The 19,915-nt window shown below is 75.7% G+C and carries 17 protein-coding genes and 2 pseudogenes; 8 read left to right on the top strand and 11 right to left on the bottom strand.

What is annotated here, in order from left to right:
- Positions 1-14: 14 nt before the first annotated feature.
- The 5 genes from gcvPA to folD form a co-directional block, all read right to left on the bottom strand.
- A complete protein-coding gene (gene gcvPA / locus IPO09_16445; GenBank protein MBK9518903.1) occupies positions 15-1,349 on the bottom strand; it encodes an aminomethyl-transferring glycine dehydrogenase subunit GcvPA in 1,335 nt (444 codons plus the stop codon).
- A 46-nt stretch (positions 1,350-1,395) separates the two neighbouring features.
- The gene (gene gcvH, locus IPO09_16440; GenBank protein ID MBK9518902.1) at positions 1,396-1,782 is read right to left on the bottom strand and encodes a glycine cleavage system protein GcvH; all 387 of its coding nucleotides are present in this window, start codon (positions 1,780-1,782) and stop codon (positions 1,396-1,398) included.
- A 20-nt stretch (positions 1,783-1,802) separates the two neighbouring features.
- Positions 1,803-2,891 carry a glycine cleavage system aminomethyltransferase GcvT gene (gene gcvT / locus IPO09_16435; protein ID MBK9518901.1) on the bottom strand — a complete coding sequence of 363 codons (1,089 nt, stop codon included), beginning with the start codon at positions 2,889-2,891 and terminating at the stop codon, positions 1,803-1,805.
- Positions 2,892-3,033: 142 nt separating this feature from the next.
- Entirely contained in the window at positions 3,034-4,119 is a 1,086-nt protein-coding gene (locus IPO09_16430; protein MBK9518900.1) for a metallophosphoesterase, read from the bottom strand.
- A 29-nt stretch (positions 4,120-4,148) separates the two neighbouring features.
- Entirely contained in the window at positions 4,149-4,991 is an 843-nt protein-coding gene (gene folD, locus IPO09_16425; GenBank protein MBK9518899.1) for a bifunctional methylenetetrahydrofolate dehydrogenase/methenyltetrahydrofolate cyclohydrolase FolD, read from the bottom strand.
- Between the two features lie 100 nt (positions 4,992-5,091).
- On the opposite strand from folD, the gene IPO09_16420 reads away from it, so the two are divergent.
- Positions 5,092-5,571 (top strand): hypothetical protein, encoded by a 480-nt coding sequence (locus IPO09_16420; GenBank protein ID MBK9518898.1) that lies wholly within the window; start codon positions 5,092-5,094, stop codon positions 5,569-5,571.
- A 4-nt stretch (positions 5,572-5,575) separates the two neighbouring features.
- Entirely contained in the window at positions 5,576-6,580 is a 1,005-nt protein-coding gene (gene add / locus IPO09_16415) for an adenosine deaminase (protein MBK9518897.1), read from the top strand.
- Between the two features lie 10 nt (positions 6,581-6,590).
- Here add and IPO09_16410 read toward each other — a convergent pair whose 3' ends face one another.
- From IPO09_16410 to IPO09_16385, 6 genes are all read right to left on the bottom strand, one after another.
- Positions 6,591-8,210 (bottom strand): hypothetical protein, encoded by a 1,620-nt coding sequence (locus IPO09_16410; protein ID MBK9518896.1) that lies wholly within the window; start codon positions 8,208-8,210, stop codon positions 6,591-6,593.
- Positions 8,210-9,064 carry an N-acetylmuramic acid 6-phosphate etherase gene (locus IPO09_16405; protein MBK9518895.1) on the bottom strand — a complete coding sequence of 285 codons (855 nt, stop codon included), beginning with the start codon at positions 9,062-9,064 and terminating at the stop codon, positions 8,210-8,212. Before IPO09_16405 ends, IPO09_16410 begins: the two co-directional genes overlap by 1 nt.
- 55 nt (positions 9,065-9,119) lie before the next feature.
- A complete protein-coding gene (locus tag IPO09_16400; protein ID MBK9518894.1) occupies positions 9,120-9,341 on the bottom strand; it encodes a 50S ribosomal protein L28 in 222 nt (73 codons plus the stop codon).
- Positions 9,342-9,423: 82 nt separating this feature from the next.
- Entirely contained in the window at positions 9,424-10,905 is a 1,482-nt protein-coding gene (locus IPO09_16395) for an NAD(P)-binding protein (GenBank protein MBK9518893.1), read from the bottom strand.
- Positions 10,906-10,932: 27 nt separating this feature from the next.
- Positions 10,933-11,613, bottom strand: a complete 681-nt coding sequence (locus IPO09_16390; protein MBK9518892.1) for a phosphoribosylglycinamide formyltransferase — start codon at positions 11,611-11,613, stop codon at positions 10,933-10,935.
- The gene (locus tag IPO09_16385; protein ID MBK9518891.1) at positions 11,610-12,644 is read right to left on the bottom strand and encodes a phosphoribosylformylglycinamidine cyclo-ligase; all 1,035 of its coding nucleotides are present in this window, start codon (positions 12,642-12,644) and stop codon (positions 11,610-11,612) included. Before IPO09_16385 ends, IPO09_16390 begins: the two co-directional genes overlap by 4 nt.
- A 97-nt stretch (positions 12,645-12,741) precedes the next feature.
- On the opposite strand from IPO09_16385, the gene IPO09_16380 reads away from it, so the two are divergent.
- The 6 genes and pseudogenes from IPO09_16380 (at position 12,742) to IPO09_16355 (ending at position 19,502) form a co-directional block, all read left to right on the top strand.
- Positions 12,742-15,114, top strand: a complete 2,373-nt coding sequence (locus IPO09_16380) for an adenylate/guanylate cyclase domain-containing protein (protein ID MBK9518890.1) — start codon at positions 12,742-12,744, stop codon at positions 15,112-15,114.
- An 86-nt stretch (positions 15,115-15,200) separates the two neighbouring features.
- Entirely contained in the window at positions 15,201-15,848 is a 648-nt protein-coding gene (locus IPO09_16375; GenBank protein MBK9518889.1) for a Crp/Fnr family transcriptional regulator, read from the top strand.
- The gene (locus IPO09_16370) at positions 15,845-16,609 is read left to right on the top strand and encodes a 3',5'-cyclic-nucleotide phosphodiesterase (protein MBK9518888.1); all 765 of its coding nucleotides are present in this window, start codon (positions 15,845-15,847) and stop codon (positions 16,607-16,609) included. The genes IPO09_16375 and IPO09_16370 overlap by 4 nt, the downstream gene beginning before the upstream one ends.
- Before the next feature lie 9 nt (positions 16,610-16,618).
- Entirely contained in the window at positions 16,619-17,476 is an 858-nt protein-coding gene (locus IPO09_16365) for an acetyl-CoA carboxylase carboxyltransferase subunit beta (GenBank protein MBK9518887.1), read from the top strand.
- A 34-nt stretch (positions 17,477-17,510) separates the two neighbouring features.
- Positions 17,511-18,720, top strand: a pseudogene (locus IPO09_16360) (bifunctional folylpolyglutamate synthase/dihydrofolate synthase).
- 155 nt (positions 18,721-18,875) lie between these two features.
- A pseudogene (locus tag IPO09_16355) lies at positions 18,876-19,502 on the top strand (AMIN domain-containing protein).
- Positions 19,503-19,915: the final 413 nt, after the last annotated feature.

The raw sequence follows: 19,915 nt of genomic DNA, 5'->3' as shown, positions 1-19,915 counted from the left end.
GCCGGTGGGGTTGCTCACGGCTGCACCGCCTTGGCGAAGAGGTCGATGAGCTCCGGGGTGTGGAGCTCGGTGGCCACGCAGAGGAGCGCGCCCCTGGCGCGCGGGTGGTCGGGGTACCAGCGCGACAGCGGGGCGCCGGCCACGATCCCCTTCCTGGCGAGCCTGGCCACCACGGCCTCGGCGTCGCCCACCTCGAAGGCCTGCTCGTTGAAGACCGGGCCGGCGAAGACCGGGTGGACGCCACGCGCGCCCAGGGCCTCGCGCAGCAGGCGGAGCCGGCCGTGGTTGAGCCGCGCCAGCGCCGCCAGCCCCTGCTTGCCCAGCAGGGTCAGGTGGATGGTGGCGGCCAGGGCGCACAGCCCGGCGTTGGTGCAGATGTTGGACGTGGCCTTCTCGCGGCGGATGTGCTGCTCGCGGGTGGAGAGCGTCAGCACGAAGCCGCGCCGCCCGTGCTTGTCGAGCGTGGCGCCGCAGATCCGGCCGGGCATCTGGCGCAGGTACTGCTCCTTCAGGGCGAAGAAGCCGGGGGCCGGGCCGCCGAAGCTGACCGGGTTGCCGAAGCTCTGGAAGGTGCCCACCGCCACGTCGGCCCCCAGGGCGCCGGGGGACTCCAGCAGGCCCAGCGCCACCGCCTCGGCGGTGACGGCGATGGTGAGCGCGCCGGCCGCCTTGGCCAGGGCGGCCGCCTCGGGCAGCACGTCCACCACCCCCAGGAAGGAGGGCCAGCCGACGATCACGGCGGCGGCGCCCTTCACGGCGGCGGCCAGGGCGGCCAGGTCGGTGCGCCCGTCGGCGCCGAACGGGACGGTGACCACCTCGTCGTGGGTGGAGCGCAGGTAGGTGGCCAGCACCTTGCGGTACTCGGGGTGGACCGCGGCCGAGACCACGATCTTCTTGCGCCCGGTCACCCGGGTGGCCATCAGCGCCGCCTCGGCGGTGGCGGTGGCGCCGTCGTACATGGAGGCGTTGGAGACGTCGAGGCCGGTCAGCAGGCTGACGAAGGTCTGCCACTCGAAGAGCGCGGTGAGGGTCCCCTGCGCGATCTCCGGCTGGTAGGGCGTGTAGGCGGTGAAGAACTCCCCGCGCAGCAGCAGCTGGTCCACCACCGGCGGCACGTGGTGCGGGTAGCTGCCGGCCCCGGCGAAGGGCGGGTGGGCCACCTGGTTGCGGCCGGCCAGCCGGCCGAGCTCGGCGAAGAGGGCGATCTCGTCGAGCGCCGGCGGGACGTCGAGCGGCCGCCCCAGGCGCAGCGGCGCCGGGATGGAGCGGAACAGCTCGGGGACGGAGCCGGCCCCGATGACGTCCAGCATGGCGCGGACGTCCTCGGGGGTGTGCGGGTGGTAGCGCAACGGTGCCTCCGCGGCGCAGGCGCGCCGGCAGCGGGGAGCGGCGGGCCTACTCCTGCTCGGCCACGAAGGCCGCGTAGGCCTTCACGTCGAGGAGCTCGGCGAGCTCCTTCGGGTCGGAGGGCTCGATGGCGATCATCCAGCCCTCCTCGTACGGATCCTCGTTGACGGTCTCGGGGGCCTCCACCAGCGGGTCGTTCACCTCGACCACCTTGCCGCTGACCGGGGCGAAGAGCTCGGAGACCGCCTTGGTGGACTCGACCACCCCGAAGGACTCGCCGCGCTTCACCTCGTCGCCCACCGCCGGCAGCTCCACGTAGACCACGTCGCCGAGCTGGTCCTGGGCGAAGTCGGTGACGCCGACCACCACCTTGGCCGCCGACAGCCGGGCCCACTCGTGCTCGCGGGTGTACTTCAGGTCCTCGGGGAAGTTCATGGGGTCGCCCTCCAGGGAGATCAGCGGCTGCTGCGCGTGTAGAACGGCGTCTTGACCACCGTGGCGGCCACCGGGCGGCCACGGACGTCGACGGCGAAGGTGGAGCCCTCGGCGGCCAGCGCCGGGGGCAGGTAGGCCAGGCCGATGGAGGTGCCCAGGCTCGGGCTCCTGGTGCCGCTGGTGACGGTGCCGATGGCCCGGCCGTCCTGCACCACCGGGTAGCCGTGGCGGGCGATGCCGGGCTGCGACAGCTGGAAGCCCACCAGCTTGCGCGACAGCCCGGCCTCCCGCTGGCGCCGCAGGGCCTGGCGCCCCACGAACTCGCCCTTGTCGAGCTTGACCACCCAGGCCAGGCCGGCCTCGAGCGGCGTGGTCTCGTCGTCCATGTCCGACCCGTAGAGCCGGTAGGCCATCTCCAGGCGCAGGGAGTCGCGGCACCCCAGGCCGCAGGGCTGGAGCTGCTCGGGCCTCCCGGCCTCCAGCAGGGCGTCCCACAGCGGGGTGGCGTCGTCCGGTCGGCAGAAGAGCTCGAACCCGTCCTCGCCGGTGTAGCCGGTGCGGGCCACCAGGCAGGCGCGGCCGGCCACCGTGCCGGGGGCGAAGCGGTAGGTCTTCACCTGCGCCAGGTTCACGTCGCAGAGCCGCTGCAGCAGCGCTGCGGCCAGCGGCCCCTGCAGCGCCAGCTGGGCCCACTCGTCCGACTCGTTCCGGACGTCGGCGCCGGCGGCGTGGTCGGACAGCCACTCGAAGTCCTTCTGGCGGTTGCCGGCGTTGACGCACACCAGCAGGTCCTCGGCGCCGCGCCGGTAGACCACCACGTCGTCGACGATGCCGCCCGACTCGCGGCAGAGGCAGCCGTACTGGGCCTGCCCGTCGGCCACGGTGGAGAGGTCGTTGGTGAAGACCGCCTGCAGCGCGGCCAGGGCCCTGGGGCCGCGGAAGACCACCTCGCCCATGTGGGACACGTCGAAGAGGCCCACCTGGGTGCGCACCGCGGCGTGCTCGGCCAGCAGGCCGGCGTACTGCACCGGCATCTCCCACCCGGCGAACTCCACCAGGCGGGCGCCGGCGCGGACGTGGGCGTCGTAGAGGGGGGTGCGGAGAGCCATGGGGGGGACGCTCGGGGCACGGCGGGGAGGGCGAGGGAGGCGGGCGGATTCTAGCGGGGGTGACCCTGGAATCAAGCGCGTCGGGAGGCCACCCGGCGGTCCCTGGACGCGGGTGGGCCAGCCGGCCCGGGCGGGGCTGCGCTCAGGGCGCGCAGGTGACCGGCTCGCACCGGCCCGCGCCGGTTGCGGCGCAGCAATAAAGCGCCGCGCCCCCCGGCGCCTCGAACCGGTAGCTGAAGCCGTCCGGCCGGACGGCCAGCACCCCGTGGCCCGGGCGGACCGACCCGAACAGGAGCTGGCCGCCGTCGTTGACCCGCTCGAAGCGCTCGGTGGGGCGGGCGGTGGCGCCGTTGCCGGAGACGAAGACGTCGAGGCCGCCGGCGGTGCGGGCGTGCTGCAGGTCGTGGTCGTGGCCGGCCAGCCAGCCGCGCACGCCCGGGCCGAGGGCGGCGAGGAAGCGCGCCACCCGCGCCGACCGCGCCGGCGTGAAGTCCTTGACGTGGCCCCCGGCGGTGGCGGGCGGGTGGTGGCCCACCACGAAGCAGGCGCGCGCGTCGCAGCCGCGCGCCGCCTCGGCGGCGAAGGCCAGCTCGTCGTCGAGGGTGAAGCCGGCGTAGTCGGCGTAGAGCAGGCTGGAGTCCACCACGATGAAGCGGGCGGGCCCCTCGTCCACCACGTAGTGGCGGCCCGGCATGGACCAGAGCGGCGAGCGGTAGGCCACCTCGGCGCAGGCCTGCCGGCGCGCCGCCTCGGCGGCCTCCACCCCGGGCGCCTGGCAGCCGGGCCAGGTGGCCACGTCGTGGTTGCCGAGGCCCAGGTAAACCCGCGGCGGCGGGCCCGCCGCGGCCAGGCCGGCCAGCGGCTGGTCGTGGAGCCGCTCGAACTGCGGGTCGGTCCCGAGCGGCGGGGTGGCCAGCGTGCTCCGATCGGCGGCGAAGGTGCAGGCCGCCGCGCCCGGCCGGGCCGCGTCGGGCCCGCAGGGGTAGAGGTTGTCGCCCGCCAGGAAGGCCAGGGCGAAGGGGGCGCGGCGGTGGGCCGCCGCCAGGCCGGCCGCCACCTCGGCCTGCTGGGCCGTCTGCTCGCCGAAGTCGGCCAGGTGCAGCACCCGCAGCGCGCCGGTCGCCTCGGGCGGCGCCGCGGCCGGCGCCAGGGCGGCCCCGCGGCGCACCGTGAAGGCGGCGTCGGCGCAGGCGGCGCACCCGGCCAGCGCCAGCAGCGCGCCGGCCAGCGTGAGGGGGGTGGCCGGCCCGGGCCGGCTCACCTCACGGTCCGCGCGGCCAGGTCCACCGTGTTGGCCAGCAGCATGGCGATGGTCATGGGGCCCACGCCGCCCGGCACCGGGGTGATGGCGCTGGCGCGCTGCGAGGCGGCGGCGAACTCCACGTCGCCCACCAGCTTGCCGTCGGCGCCGCGGTTCATCCCCACGTCGATGACCACCGCGCCCGGCTTGATCCAGGCGCCCCTGATCATCTCGGCCTTGCCCACCGCGGCCACCACCACGTCGGCGCGCGCCACCTCGGCGGCCAGGTCGGGGGTGCGCGAGTGGGCGATGGTGACCGTGGCGTGGCGCTCCAGCAGCATGGCGGCCATCGGCTTGCCCACGATGTTGGAGCGGCCCACCACCAGGGCGTGTCTGCCCTTCAGCTCCACCCCGGCCTCGTCGAGCAGGCGCATGACGCCGAACGGGGTGCAGGCCCGCGGCGCCGCCTTGCCGGTCCAGAGGCAGCCGACGTTGAAGGGGTGGAAGCCGTCGGCGTCCTTCTCCGGCGAGATGGCCTCCAGCACCACCTGCTCCGAGATCTGCTTCGGGAGCGGCAGCTGCACCAGGATGCCGTGCACCGCCGGGTCGGCGTTGAGGCGGGCGATGAGCGCCAGCAGCTCGGCCTGGGTGATGGAGGCGTCCGGGTGGTGCTCGGTGGAGACGATGCCGGCCTCGGCGCAGGCCTTGATCTTGTTGCGGACGTAGACGGCCGAGGCCGGGTCCTCGCCGACGCGCACCACCGTCAGCCCGGTGGCCACGCCCCTGGCCTTCAGGTCCGCCACCCTCGCCGCCACCTCGGCCCGCACCCGGGCCGCCACTGCCTTGCCGTCGATGATCATGGGGCGTGCAGTATAGCCGCAGGGCGACCCGCCGGGGCACCCCGTGGGGGAGGGGGCGGGGCTATGCTCCAGGGGCAGCTCCCGGAAGGAGGAGGTCATGGTGTCGACGTGTCCGACGTGCGCCACGCCGCTCGACGAGGCCGGCGGGTGCATCACCTGCGCGGCCAAGGGCGAGGGGCTGGTGCTGCTGGCCCGCAACGGCTACGCGCAGATCCGCGAGGTGATGACCCTGCTGGAGGGGCAGGGGCTGTCGGCCGAGATGGAGAAGGTCCCGCCCGCCACCAAGGAGGAGGCCCACCACCCCAAGTGGAACCTCTACGTCCCGGAGGCCGAGGTCGCGGTGGCCGGCGCCTTCCTGAAGCAGGACTGGGCCAGGCTGCTGGGCGACGGCGACGCCGCCGAGGCGGCGGCCCGCGGCGCGGCGCCGGTGGACCTCGACGCCGGCGGCGAGGTGGCCTGCCCGGCCTGCGGCCACCGCTTCACCATCTCGGCGGCCCAGCCCGACTGCCCGGAGTGCGGCCTGTCGCTGGGCGCGGGCGGCGAGTCGGTGCCGGGAGAGACCGAGGGCGGACGGGCCTGACCGGATGGCGGCCCGCGAGCTCTCCGACCTGCACATCCACCTGGGGGGCGCGGTGGCCCCGCACGTGCTCTGGTCCATCGCCCACGAGCAGGGCTTCAAGCTGCCGGTGGCCAGCTACTGGGAGTTCAAGGAGCTGGTCTCGGCGCGCCCCGGCAAGGTGAGGTCGCTGGAGGAGTACCTGGCGGTGATGCACACCTGGACGGAGCGGATCCAGTCCTCGCCGCAGGCCATCGAGCGGTCGGTGCACGAGGTGATCGGCAAGGAGTACCGCTCCTCGCGGGTCTCGCTCATCGAGCTGCGCTTCAACCCCATGAAGCGGAACGTGGGGGGCGAGCGGGACCTCGACCACATCATCCACGCGGCGCTGCGCGGCATGGACCGGGCGGTGCTGGAGTACGGGGTGCAGGCCGGGCTGATCTTCTGCCTGGCCAGGGAGTTCGAGCCCCGCCTGAACGAGATCATCGTGGAGAAGGCCATCAAGTACCGGCGCCGCGGGGTGGTGGGCATCGACCTGGCCGGCACCGAGCGGCTGGCGCTGGAGCTCGACCCCAGGGAGGTGCCGCGCTACCGGGAGCTCTACCGGCACGCCCGGGCCAGCGGCCTCAAGACCACCGTGCACACCGGCGAGACCGCCGGCACCGGGGCCGAGGGGGTGCGGGCGGTGGTCGAGCAGCTCGAGCCGGAGCGCATCGGCCACGGCATCCGGGCCGCCCAGGATCCGCGCGTCATGGCGCTGCTGCGCGAGCGGGGCGTCACCCTGGAGATCTGCCCCAGCTCCAACCTGGCCACCCGGGCGGTGGCCTCCATCGAGGAGCTGGGCGGGATCCTGCGGACCTTCTGGGACCACGGCGTGCGCTTCACCATCAACACCGACGGCCCCTACCTGCTCGACACCTCGATGCGCGGCGAGCTGAGGCTGCTGCGGGACGCCGGGGCCCTCTCGGACGAGCAGCTGGAGCAGACCCACCTGTGGGCGCGCCAGGCCACCTTCCTGGTCCCGGAGGCCTGAGCGGCCTGCGCTACGGCGAGACCAGCACCGCGGTGATCAGCTCGGGGCTCGAGGCGGCCTGCTCCAGGGTGGCGCGCAGCTCCTCGGCCCGCTCCCGGGCCAGCGCCAGGAGGAGCGCGCCGGCCTCGCCGCGGGCCGAGAGCCTGGGATCGTCCAGCGGCTCCAGCCGGGCCGCCGCCTCGGGCAGCTCGGCCGCGGCCAGCGGGGCCGGGGCGAAGGGGCGGCCCAGCCGCTGGTTGGCCAGCGCGGTGAGGTAGAGCGCCGAGAGGCGCGGCCCCGCGGCGTCGGCCCGCCCCGGGACCAGCCCCAGCTCGGTGGCCAGGGCGGCCAGCCCCTCGCACAGGTCGAGCGCGGCGGCGGTGCGGGCCAGGTCGGCCTCGCCGAGGAAGCGGCGCCCGTCCTGGGCGGAGGCCGCCGGCGTGCCCCAGTCCCCGCGCGGCAGGTCCAGCCCCGGCCAGTAGCGCGGCCGGCGCCCGGAGAGGGCGGTGAGGGCCTCGCCGAGCGGGGCGTCCAGCAGCGGCGCGGCGCGCGTCCCGGCGCCGCCGGCCTTGAAGAGCCGCTCGGCCCGCCAGCAGAGCGCCAGCACCCGGCCGAACCCCTCCTGGAAGAGCCGCTTCACCGGCGTGGCGGCCAGCACCTCGGCGGCCCGCGCCTCGTCGCCGCCGGCCAGGTGGGCCAGCCCCAGCTCGACCATGGCCCGGGCCCCGTCCACCGCGGCCCGCACCTGGTCCAGGTCCACCGGGTCGATGCCGTCGGCCACCAGCACGGCGTTGCCGGCCCCGACCAGCTGCAGCTCCAGCCCCTCGCGGTCCTCGGCCTCCAGCCGGGCGGCGGCGCGCCCCAGCAGCGTCCCGCCGGCCAGCGGCGCCATGAAGAAGCCGGGGGCGCGCGACGGCGAGCCCGGCGCCTCGGCGGGGCGGGTGGGTGGGCGGGCGTACCAGGAGAGGGCCTCCTCCAGCGACGGGAAGCCGAGATCGGCCAGGCGGCCGGTGCGCCAGCGCAGCGCGGTCTCCTCCAGCTCGCTGGGCAGCTCCCAGGCCAGCGAGGCGAAGAGGCGCGAGAGCTTGAAGGCGTCCTCGGCCTCCAGGTCGTCGATCAGCCCGCGGATGGCCACGTAGTCGGTGCCGTCCACCAGGAACTCGACCAGGTAGGCGCCGTCCGGCGAGCGGAAGGTCCGGTCGCTCTCGATGTCGGGGTCCTCCTCCACCTTGAGGTCGTGGATGCGCAGGGCGTCGCGGAAGAGCAGCAGCGCGATCTCGGGGTCGAGCGCGCGCATCTTGCGGGCCAGGCGGGACGCCGCCTTCGGGTCGTCGAGCGCGCCCACCCGCGCCGCCCGCAGCCAGGGGAGGGCGCGGCGGGGCTCGAAGCGCCCCTGCCGCCAGGCGTCGAGGTCCAGGATGACCTTGAACTGCTCGGCCGAGGCCAGCTGCACCAGCTCCACCGCGTCGGCCAGGCCGATCTCGCGGATGGTGAAGTAGAGCTCGTCGGGGGGCAGCGCGCGGATCAGGGCGCCCGGGTCGCTGGCGTCGAAGATCAGGTCGAGCCGCCGCTTGCCGGTGGCGCCGGCCAGCTGCCCGCGGACCTGGCGCAGCTCGGCGAGGGTGAGGGACTTCTCCGGATCCTTGGCCATCAGCGGCTCCTCCTGGACTGCGACCTCGCCCTCGACCCACCACCCGAACCCGCCTCGTCCAGCACCACCCGCACCCGCCAGCCCCGCCGCGCCAGCGCGGCCCGGGCCGCCGCCGCCGACAGGCCGGTGGCCTCGACCACCAGCCGCACCGCCCGCGCCCGCAGCTTCTGGCTGGCTGGCCGCAGGTCGATCATGGCCCCGCCGCGCACCGCGCCCAGCCGCACGAAGGCGGCGGTGGAGACCAGCCCCAGCGCCATCTTGGCCGCCGTGCCGGCCTTCATGCGGGTGGAGCCGGCGATGCGCTCCGGCCCGGTGGCCAGCAGCACCCGCAGCCCGCCGCGGCGGGGCGCGGCCGGGTTGGAGGTGAGGAGCGCCGTGGCCGCCCCGCGGGCCCTGGCCTCCGCCAGCGCCGCCAGCACGAAGGGCGTGGTGCCCGAGGCGGAGACGCCGATCAGCAGGTCGGGCGCCGCCACCCTGGCCCGCGCCACCATGCGCCGCCCGGCGCCGCGGTCGTCCTCGGCCCCCTCGACGGCCCGGGTCAGGGCCCGCGCGCCGCCGGCCACCAGCGCCCGCACCCGCGACGGCGCCACGCCGAAGGTGGGCGGGCACTCGGCGGCGTCGAGCGCCCCCAGCCGGCCGGAGGTGCCGGCGCCGGCGTAGAGCAGCCGCCCGCCGGCCGCCAGCGCGGCGACGGCGGCGTCGGCCAGGCGCGCCAGGGCGGGCAGCGCGCCCGTCACCGCGCGCACGGCCTCGCGATCGCCCAGGTGCAGGCGAGCCACGAGCCGCGCGGTGGGGAGCCGCTCCAGCGCAGGACCGTCGGGGTGAGGCGCCTCGGTGACCGGGATGCGGCCCATCCGGCGCCACGCGCCGCCCTCGCGCTCGGGGCGCGGCGGGGCGGCGCGAGAGACCTTACGCCGAGGCGGGGACGTTGGTGCGCCCGCGCCCGGCCTTCACGACCTTGCCGGCCTTGAGGCAGCGGGTGCACACCCGGATGTGCTTGACCTCTCCGGCGTGGATGACGCGAACCGAGCGCAGGTTCGGGAGGGACCGAGTCTTCGTCTTGTTGTTGGCGTGGGAGACGTTGTTGCCGACGAGCGGCCCCTTCCCACACATTTCGCAGCGGCGTGCCATGGCTTCATCTCCGAAAACGACCGAAAACCGAAAGAGCGCGGCATGATACGCATCCGCGCCCAGAATGCAAGCGGGGAGGGGATTACCTGGGGCGGTCCTTGGCCCCGAGCAGGGCGGCGACCTGCACGGCCGCCTGCAACCCGGCGTAGAGCTCGCCCTCGTGCCCCAGGCCCGGAACCACCTCGCGGCTCCCCAGCAGCAGGTTCTTCCAGGGGCTCCGCACCGGCAGCCCGGCCACCCCGAGCGCCGGCTCGTCCACCGCCAGCAGGTGGGGCGAGAGCAGCGGGCCGGCCCGGTGGACCAGGTGCCGCTGGTGGAACGGGAGGACCTCCGCCAGCGCGGCCTCCAGCCGGGCGGTGGCGGCGGGGTCGGGCGCCTGGCCGGCCTCGGCCAGCGTCCAGAGCGACACCAGCCGCTCGGCCTCGGGCGGGTGGCCGGGCCCGACGGCCTTGCCCTCGCGCCGCGCCGCGGCCACCTCCACCAGCACCGCCTCGTCGGGGCCGCCCGCGGCGGACAGCAGCAGGGCGGCGGGTCCCAGGCCGGGCGGGAGCGCCGCCGGCCGCACCACCAGGTGCAGCCCGGCCAGCCGCCGCCCCGGGCGCACCCGCGCCAGCGCCCGCTGGGCCCGCGCCGGGGGCGCCGCCGGCAGCAGCGGCAGGAGCCAGCCCACCGGCGCGGCCAGCACGTAGGCGCGCGCCAGGTAGGCGTCGGTGGAGCCGGCCAGGCGCACCGTGGTGAGCCGCCCGCCCTCCAGCCCCAGCGACTCGAGCCGGACCGGCTCGGCGGCGCTGCCGAGCACCTCGCCGCGCGACTCGACCACCTTGCGCCGCAGCGCCTCCTCCAGCGTGGCGGCGCCCGGGGCGGCGCGGTGCAGCCCCTTGAGCGCGGCGCCGCCGAGGCGGGCCAGCGCCAGCGGCGCCGGCGGCCCGTCGAGGTGGGCCAGGAAGCGGGTCAGGGCCACCACCGCCGCGCCCACCGGGTGGTCGGCCAGGGCGCCCAGGGGCGGGCGGGAGATGAGGAGCTCCCTGGAGGTGCCGGCCGCGGCGGCGCCCACCTTGAGCGCCTTGCGCAGGGCGAAGCCGTCGAGGAAGCCGGCGGGTGGGAGGGGCGGCGCGGCGCGCAGGAAGTGGCCGCCGGCCTCGGCGGCGGCGCCCAGCCCGCCCAGCGCCTCCAGCAGCGCGGCGGCCTGGGCCGGCCACTCCCGGCGCAGCTCGGCGGCCAGGACGGCCGGCTCGCGACCCAGCTCGAGCCGGTGGCGCGGCAGCAGGAGCTGCAGGTCGGGCGAGAGCGGCTCGAGGGCTCGCGCCGCGTCGTTGGCCAGCCCGACCTCGGAGAGCAGGGCCTCGGCCGCCGGCAGCTGGCGGGTGGAGGGCAGGAGCGCAGGACCGGCCGGCAGCAGCCAGCCCCCCTGGGCCGGTGGAGCCCGGCCGCCGGCGTCGAGCAGCAGGACCCGGAAGCCGCGCCGCGCCAGCAGCGCGCCGGCCGCGGCGCCGCCCAGGCCGCCGCCGAGGATGCAGGCGTCGTAGACACGCTGGGTGGCGGGGGGCTTGAAGGTGGCGGCCACGTGGCTCCGGGGGAGGGCGCTGGCGGATCAGGCCGGCGTGAGCGCGGGGGCGCGCAGCGCGCCGGCGGCCGCGGCGGGCGCGCCCGCCAGCCGGACGGTGCGGCCGGAGAGCGAGAGCCGCCCCTCGGCGAACCAGCCCACCGCGGCCGGGTAGAGGCGGTGCTCCTCCACCAGGATGCGGGCCGCCAGGCTGGCCTCGTCGTCGCCGTCCAGCACCGGCACGGCGGCCTGGGCGATGACCGGGCCGGTGTCGGTGCCCTCGTCGACGAAGTGCACGGTGCAGCCGGCCAGCTTGACGCCGGCCGCCAGCGCCTGGGCCTGGGCGTGCAGCCCGGGGAAGGCCGGCAGCAGGGCGGGGTGCACGTTGACCACCCGCGGGCAGCCGCGGCTGGTGGCGGAGGGGCCGAAGGCGCGCAGGAAGGTGGGGGTGACCAGCCGCATGTAGCCGGCCAGGCAGACCAGGTCCACGCCGGCCCCGGCCAGGCGGGCCACCAGGGCCGCGTCGTAGGCGGCCCGGTCGGCCACCCCCTTGGAGGGCAGGCAGTCGCTGGCCACGCCGGCGGCGGCCGCCCGCGCCAGGGCCCCGGCCCCGGGCACGTTGGAGAGCACCAGCGCCACCTCGGCGTCGATGCGCCGCCCGGCGCAGGCGTCCAGCAGCGCCTGCAGGTTCGTCCCCGACCCGGAGGCGAGGACGCCGAGGCGGATCACCGGACCACCTCGCAGGTGGCCTCGCCCGCGCCCTTCTCGATGGCGCCGACGGTCCAGGCGTCGAGGCCGCGCCCGCGCAGGCACGCCAGCGCGGCGCCCTCGTCGCCGGGCGCCACCACCACCGTCAGGCCCAGCCCCATGTTGAAGGTCCGGTACATCTCGTCGCGCGGCACGTTCCCCTCGCGCTCCACCAGGTCGAAGATGGTCGGGCGGTCCCAGCACCTCTCCAGGAGCACGGCGCGGGTGCCGTCCGGCAGGTTGCGAGGCACGTTGCCGGGCAGGCCGCCGCCGGTGATGTGGCTCATCGACTTCACCTTCACCACCTCGACGAGCGCCAGCACGTCCTTGGCGTAGATGCGGGTCGGCTCGAGCAGCAGGTCGGCCAGCGTCCTGCCGCCGAAGGACTCGGGGCGGTGGGTCAGCGGGTACTTCTCCAGCAGCGCCTTGCGGGCCAGCGAGTAGCCGTTGGAGTGCAGGCCGGAGGAGCCCACGCCGAGGACCACGTCGCCGGGGACCACGGTGGTGCCGTCGATGAGGCGCGGCCGATCCACGCAGCCCACCGCGAAGCCGGCCAGGTCGTACTCGCCCCGCTCGTAGAAGCCGGGCAGCTCGGCGGTCTCGCCGCCGATGAGGGCGCAGCCGGCCTGCCGGCAGCCCTCGGCGATGCCCTTGACCACCTCGGCCCCCTGCTCGGCCGAGAGCTTGCCGGTGGCGTAGTAGTCCAGGAAGAAGAGCGGCTCGGCCCCCACCACCGCGATGTCGTTGACGCACATGGCGACGAGGTCGATGCCCACGGTGGCGTGCCGGTCGGCCGCGAAGGCCACCTTGAGCTTGGTGCCGACGCCGTCGGTGCCGGAGACCAGCACCGGCTGCTTGTACTTGGCGACGTCGAGCGCGAACAGGCCGCCGAACCCGCCGATGCCCGCCAGCACCTCGGGGCGCATGGTGGGCCTGGCGTGCGGCTTGATGAGCTCGACGAGCCGGTCGCCCTCGTCGATGTCGACGCCGGCGTCGCGGTAGGTGAGGGACATGTGGCCCGCTGTACCGCGGCGGGGGTGGGAGCCGCAAGCCGCGCGCCCGGCGCGAACTGGCCGCCCGGCCCACCTCTGGTACCATCCGTGACGCCCCATGCCCTCCGCCCGCCGAGCCCTGCTGCGCGTCGACGCGTTCCGGCTGGCGCTGTACGCGGGCCTGGTGGTCTCCGCCCTGCACGTGCTGGACGTGCTCTTCGCCCAGCAGGGCTCGCAGCTGCCGGTCATCTCGCGCATCGAGCACGCCGCCCAGGACTACGTCCTGACCACGCTGCGCGGGCCGCGGGCGCCCTCGGGCCGGGTGGTGGTGGTGGCGGTGGACGAGCGCTCGGTGGAGGCCGAGGGGATGTGGCCCTGGAGCCGGGCCACCATGGCGCGGCTGGTGGACGCGCTGGCCGAGGGCGGCGTGGCGGCGGTGGGGTTCGACGTGGTCTGGTCCGACCAGGACCAGCAGGGGCGGCGGCTGGCCGAGGTGGCGGGCCTGGTCAAGGCGGCGCGCGCCGAAGCCAGCGACCCGGCCCAGGCCCGTCGGCTGGACCAGGCCTGGGCGGCCGCCGGCGGCGGCCAGCCGGGCCTGCCCCCCGACGTGGACCCGACCCGCCAGCTGGCCGATGCCATCGAGCGGGCCCGCAACGTCACGGTGGGCTTCATGTTCTCGGCCGACCCGCCGGCCTCCGCGCAGGCCGCCGAGGCGCGGGCCGGGGCGCTGCGCTTCTTCCGCGCCGAGGCGGTGGAGGTGCTGGACGCCGGCGGGCGGCTCTCCGGCGAGGCGGCGGCCGCGGGCGGCCCGGCCGGGCGGCAGCGCGCCGTGGGCCGGACCTTCCCCGACGTGGTCCCGCCGGTGGCCGAGGTGGTGGAGGTGGCCGACAGCGGCGGCTACTGCACCGTGCTTCCCGACGCCGACGGCGTCATCCGCCGCTACCACGCGCTGGCCTCCAGCGGCGGCGCCACCTACCCGGCGCTGGGGGTGGCGGTGCTGGCGCGGGTGAGCGGCCGCGACGGGCTGCCGGCCCCGGTGCGCCCGGTGGGGGTGGCCGGCTCGCAGGTGCTGGTGGGGCTGCGGGTGGGGGCCCTGGAGATCGCCACCGACGACTACGGCCGCGCGCCGCTCAACTACTACGGCCCCTTCCGCGACTTCCCGGCCTGGTCGGCCACCGACGTGCTGCACGGGCGCATCCCGCGCGAGCAGATGGCGGGGCGCATCGCGGTGGTCGGGACCACCGCCCCCGGGACCTGGGACCAGCGGGTCACCCCCTTCGACCCCATCGCGCCCGGGGTCATCACCCACGCCACCTTCCTGGACAACGTGCTGCACGGCCAGCTGCTGGAGCGGTCGCAGTGGGTGGTGATGGGCGAGGTGCTGTTCATGGTGCTGGCCTCGGTGGGGCTGGCGCTCCTCTTCTCCCGGGTCAGCTCGCTGGCGGCGCTGCCGGCCCTGGCGGCCGTGATGGCGCTGTGGGCCGCCGTCTCGGTGCTGGCGCTGCGCCGCTACAACCTGGTGCTGGCCAGCGGGCTGCCGCTGCTGCAGGTCTTCGCCATGTTCCTGGCCGCCACCTCCTACCGGGTCTTCTCGGAGGAGCGGGAGCGGCGCAAAGCGCGCGAGCGGTTCAGCCGCTTCCTGGCGCCGGCCATCGTGGACGAGGTGCTCAAGAGCGAGGGGTCCCTCAAGCTGGGCGGCGAGAAGCGGGAGCTGACCGCGCTCTTCGCCGACATCCGCGGGTTCACCAGCATCTCGGAGCAGCTGGACCCGCACGTGCTGCTGGGGGTGCTGAACCAGTACCTGACCCCCATGACCGACATCATCGTCTCGGGCCACCAGGGCACCCTCGACAAGTACATGGGCGACGCCATCATGGCGTTCTGGGGGGCGCCGCGGGCCCAGCCGGACCACGCCCTGCGGGCCTGTCGGGCCGCCCTGGCCATGCTGGAGGAGCTGGAGCGGCTGCGGGCCGGCTGGCGGGCCCAGGGCGTGCCGGACATCGACATCGGCATCGGCCTCAACACCGGCCCCATGTCGGTGGGGTTCGTCGGCAGCCAGGACCGCTTCTACAACTACACCATCCTCGGCGACGCGGTGAACCTGGCCTCGCGCCTGGAGGGGGCCAACAAGGAGTACGGCACCCGCATCCTGGTGGGGCCCGACACCTGGGCGCAGGTGCAGGGCGAGGTGGTGGGGCGGCCGCTCGACCTGGTGCGGGTCAAGGGCAAGCGGGCCCCGGTGCGGATCCACGAGATCCTCTGCCTGGCCCCGGCGCCGGCGGCGCTGGCCCCCTTCCTGGAGGCCTTCGCCTGGGGGCTGTCGGCCTGGCAGGCGCAGCGCTGGGACGAGGCCAGCGCCCATTTCAGCGAGGCGGACCGCCTGCGGGGCGGCGACGCCTGCGCCCGGGTCTACGTGGCCCGCTGCGAGGCCATGCGCCGCGCGCCCCCCGGGCCGGAGTGGGACGGGGTCTTCGAGATGAAGTCCAAGTGAGCGACGCACCGCGCAACGCCCCGAAGCGTCTGGACCTTTCGTTGACACGCCGCGGGCCCCTCGGATAAGGACGGGGCCGGAAACCAATGGCCGACGACCCCATGTTCCAGCGCTTCGGCAGGGAGTTCCCGCGTGGCGCGGTGCTGTTCCACGAGGGCGAGCGCGGCCAGGAGATGTTCGTGGTGCACCAGGGCAAGGTGACCATCTCCAAGCGGGTGGGGGAGGTGGAGAAGATCCTCTCGACCCTGGGGCCGGGCGAGTTCCTGGGCGAGATGGCCATCCTCAACAACCGGCCCCGCTCCGCCACCGCCACCTGCGCCGAGGACTCCAAGGTGCTGGTCATCGACGCCAAGACGTTCGAGACCATGGTCCGCTCCAGCGCCGAGATCGCGGTGCGGCTCATCAAGAAGCTCTCCGACCGGCTGGCCGAGGCCAACGAGCAGATCGAGAACCTGCTGCTCACCGACGCCGCCTCGCGGGTGGTGCACTGGCTGGCCATGTCGGCGGAGCGCGGCCTGCGCACGCCGGCCGGCCAGAAGATCGAGGTGCCGCCCAGGGAGCTGGCGGCGCGGGTGGGGGTGCGGCCGGAGCAGGCCGACGAGGCGCTCCTCAAGCTGCTCAAGGCCAAGCTCATCGCGGTCCACCCCGACGGCTTCGTGGTGGCCGACGTGGCCAAGCTCCGACACTTCCTGGAGTTCCTGCAGATGAAGGCGCAGTTCGGAGACGTGGCGTGAAGCTCCGCGTCCTGGGCTGCTCCGGCGGCGAGCTGCCCCGCCACAAGACCACCTGCTTCCTGCTCGACGGCCGGGTGGCGCTCGACGCCGGCGCGCTCACCTCGTCCCTCTCCCTGGAGGAGCTGCTCCGGGTGGACGACGTGGTGCTGAGCCACAGCCACTTCGACCACGTCAAGGACGTGCCGCTGCTGGCCGACCTGCTGGTGGGCCGGCGCACCACGCCGGTGCGGGTGCACGCCTCCACCGAGTGCGCCCGCACGCTGCGCGACAGCGTCTTCAACGACCGGCTCTGGCCGGACTTCACCCGCATCCCCAGCCCGGCCCGGCCGGTGCTGGAGCTCCGGCCCTTCGCCCCCACCCGGCCCTTCAAGGCCGGCACGCTCACCTTCCGCCCGGTCCCGGTCTGCCACCCGGTGGAGTCGGTGGGCTTCGTGGTCTCCGACGGCCGGTCCGAGCTGGCCATCTCCGGCGACACCGGCCCCACCGTGGCCTTCTGGAAGAAGGTCAACGCCACCCGCAAGCTGCGCGCGCTGCTGGTGGAGGTCTCCTTCCCCAACGACCTGCAGGGGCTGGCCGACGTCTCCGGCCACCTCACCCCCAACACCCTGGCGACCGAGCTCGCCAAGCTCGACCGGAACGGCTTCCCGGTGCTGCTCTACCACCTGAAGCCTGCCTACGCCGCCGCGCTGCGCCGGGAGGTGGCCGCCCTGAAGCTCCCGGGCGTCCGCATCCTGGCCGTCGGCGACCAGTTCACGCTCTAGAGGTGCCCCATGGCCTGGTTCTCGAAGGAGAAGAAGCTCAAGTCGAAGGCGACCACGCCCGACGCCCCGCCCCCGGCCGCCAAGAAGGGCGAGGGGATCTGGAACAAGTGCGACGGCTGCGGCGAGGTGGTGGCCAAGTCGGAGTGGACCAAGAACTGGAACGTCTGCCCGCTCTGCGGCCACCACGACATGCTGCTGGCCGCGCGCCGCTTCGAGATGCTGCTCGACCCGGGCACCTGGCAGGAGCTCGACACCGACCTGACGCCGCAGGACCCGCTCGGCTTCACCGACGCCAAGAAGTACAAGGACCGCCTCAAGTCCACCTACAAGGCCACCGGCCTGCGCGACGCCTTCATCTCCGGGGTGGGCAGCATCGGCGGCACGCCGGTCTCGCTGGGCAGCTTCGCCTTCGAGTTCATGGGCGGCTCGATGGGCTCGGTGGTGGGTGAGAAGGTGGCCCGGGTCATCGACCGCGCCTACGAGCGACAGATCCCCTGCATCGTCTTCAGCTCCAGCGGCGGCGCGCGCATGCAGGAGGGCATCTTCTCGCTGATGCAGATGGCCAAGACCTCGGCGGCGCTCAACCGCTTCCGCACCGTGCGCAAGCCCTACGTCTCGGTCATGCTGCACCCCACCACCGGCGGGGTGGCGGCCTCCTTCGCCTGGCTGGGCGACGTGATCATCGCCGAGCCCAAGGCCCTGATCGGCTTCGCCGGCCCGCGCGTCATCGAGCAGACCATCCGCGAGAAGCTGCCGCCGGGGTTCCAGCGCTCCGAGTTCCTGCTGGAGCACGGCATGATCGACGCCATCGTGCCGCGCGGCGAGATGCGCGACCGGCTGGCCCAGATCCTGGCGCTGCTCGGGTAGCCGCCCGAAGGGCCGCGCCCTGCGGAGCCCGCCCGTGCCTGACGTCCACCGCTACCTGGAGGGGCTCTCGCCGCTGGCGGTGCACCTCGGGCTGGAGCGCGTCGAGCGGGCCCCTCACGGCGCTGGGGCGCCCGGAGCGCGCGGCGCCGGTGCTGCACGTGGCCGGCACCAACGGCAAGGGCTCCACCTGCGCCCTGGCCGCCGCGGCCCTGCAGGCGGCCGGCCTGCGCACCGGGCTCTACACCTCGCCGCACCTGGTGCGCTTCAACGAGCGGATCCAGGTGGACGGCGCGCCGGTGGACGACCGGGCGCTGGCGCAGGTGGTGGCCGAGGTGCGGGCCGCCTGCCCCTGGCACGAGGGCGGCGCCCCGGAGGAGCGGCTCAGCTACTTCGAGGTGGCCACCCTGGCGGCGCTGCGCCACTTCGCCCGCCAGCGGGTGGACGTGATGGTGGTGGAGGTGGGGCTGGGCGGGCGGCTCGACGCCACCAACGCGGTGCGGCCGGCGGTGACGGCGGTGGCGCGCATCGGGCTCGACCACACCCAGTGGCTGGGCGACACCGTGGCGCTGGTGGCCCGCGAGAAGGCCGGCATCTTCAAGCCCGGGGTGGCGGCGGTGGTCCACGCGGCGCAGCCGCCCGGGGTCCTGGAGGTGCTCTCCGACGCGGCGGCGCGGGTGGGCGCGCCCTTCGAGGTGGCGCCGGCCGGCTGGGACGGGCCGCTGGGGCTCCTGGGCCCGCACCAGCGCGGCAACGCCGCCCTGGCGGCCGCCGCGCTGCGGGCCCTGGCGCGGACCGGCCTGCCGGTGGGGGAGGGCGAGGTGGCGCGGGGCTTCGCGGCCGCCCGCTGGCCTGGCCGGCTGGAGCGGGTGGGGGGCGTGCTGCTCGACGGGGCCCACAACCCGCAGGGCGCCGAGGCGCTGGCCGCCGCCCTGGCGGCGCTGCACCCGGGGCAGCCGGCCGAGCTGGTCTTCGGGGTGCTGGCCGACAAGGACCACCGCGCCATGCTGGCGGCGCTGGCGCCGGCGGCGCGGCGGCTCCACCTGGTGACGCCGGTCACGGCGCGGGCCCGGGCGGCGGCCGAGGTGGCGGCCCTGGCGGCCGGCCTGGGGCTCACGGCCGACGTGCACCCGGGGCTGCCGGAGGCGCTGGCCTGCGCCCGGGCGGCGGCGGGCGGCCGGCCGGTGGTGGTGGCCGGCTCGCTCTACCTGGTGGGCGAGGCGCGGGCGCTGCTGCTCGGCGCCTGAGCCGCAGCCTGGGGCGGTCCGCCGCGGCGCCCGGCGGTGGCCCGGAGGAGGCGCCAGGTGGCGGCGTGTGCGCACGATATCGGCGGACCCGATAATTCGACCCCTCCCGACCCCGTGTTATCTTTTCCGACCGGAAATCACGGACGGAGCCCACGATGCGATCCCGCCACCTGCTGGCCCTCACCTGCCTGATCGCCGGCGCCTCCCAGGCGCAGGAGCTGAACGTCATCTCCGCCGTCGACGTCAAGGACGAGGGGACGACCGTCGTGGTCACCGTCAAGGGGACCCGGCCGCCCAACTTCACCACCTTCTCGATGGCCGACCCGCCGCGCTTCGTCATCGACCTGTCGGAGTCGCAGTTCTCCGGGGTGACCGAGAGCCTGTCGGTGGAGGACGGCGTGATCTCGGTGGTGAAGAACCTGTCCTACGGCTCGGGCGCCACCTCCATCGCCCGCGTCATGGTGGCCTTCCTCGTCGAGGTGGAGCCGCCTGACGTGCAGTCGGTGGGCAACGACCTGCTGGTGCGCGTCGCCAAGCCGCCCGCCGCGGCCGCCGCCGCGCTGGCCGTCGAGGCGGCGCAGCAGGCCAAGGACGACGCGCTGGCCCAGGCCCGCGCCGACGAAGCGGCCAGGGCCCAGGTCGAGGCGGAGGCCCTGGCCCAGGCGCAGGCCCAGGCCCAGGCCGCCTCCGAGGCGCAGGTGCGCGCCCAGGCCGAGGCCGACCGGGTGGCCCGGGAGGCGTCCGCGGCCAAGGCGGCCGCCGAGGCCGAGGCGGTGGCCGCGCAGGCCAGGGTGGCCGACGCCGAGCGCGAGGTGGCCGCCGCCCGCAGCGCCGAGATCAAGGCCAAGGCCAGCGCCCAGGAGGCCCCGCCGGACGGGGTGAAGCTGGCCGAGGAGGGCGTGGTGGTGGCGCCCGCCGAGGATCCCGCGGTGGCCGCCGCCGCCGCCGAGCGCCAGGCCAGGGAGGAGGCCGCCGCCCAGGCGCGCGCCGCCGCCGAGGCCAAGACCGCCGCCATCGAGCAGGTCCGCGCCGACGCCGAGGCCAGGCGGCTGGCCGCCGCCGACGCCAGGACCCGGGCCGCCGAGGAGCTGCGCGCCCGCAAGGAGGCCGACCGGCTGGCCCGCGAGCAGGCCAGGGCCGAGGCCCAGGCCACCAAGGCGGCCGAGGCCGAGGCCCGGGCCGCCGCCGCGGCCGA

It is taken from the genome of Anaeromyxobacter sp. (assembly GCA_016718565.1).
GTDB lineage: Bacteria > Myxococcota > Myxococcia > Myxococcales > Anaeromyxobacteraceae > JADKCZ01.
Note: the sequence above shows the minus strand (reverse complement) of the source record. Positions and strands in the feature narration are given on the sequence as shown.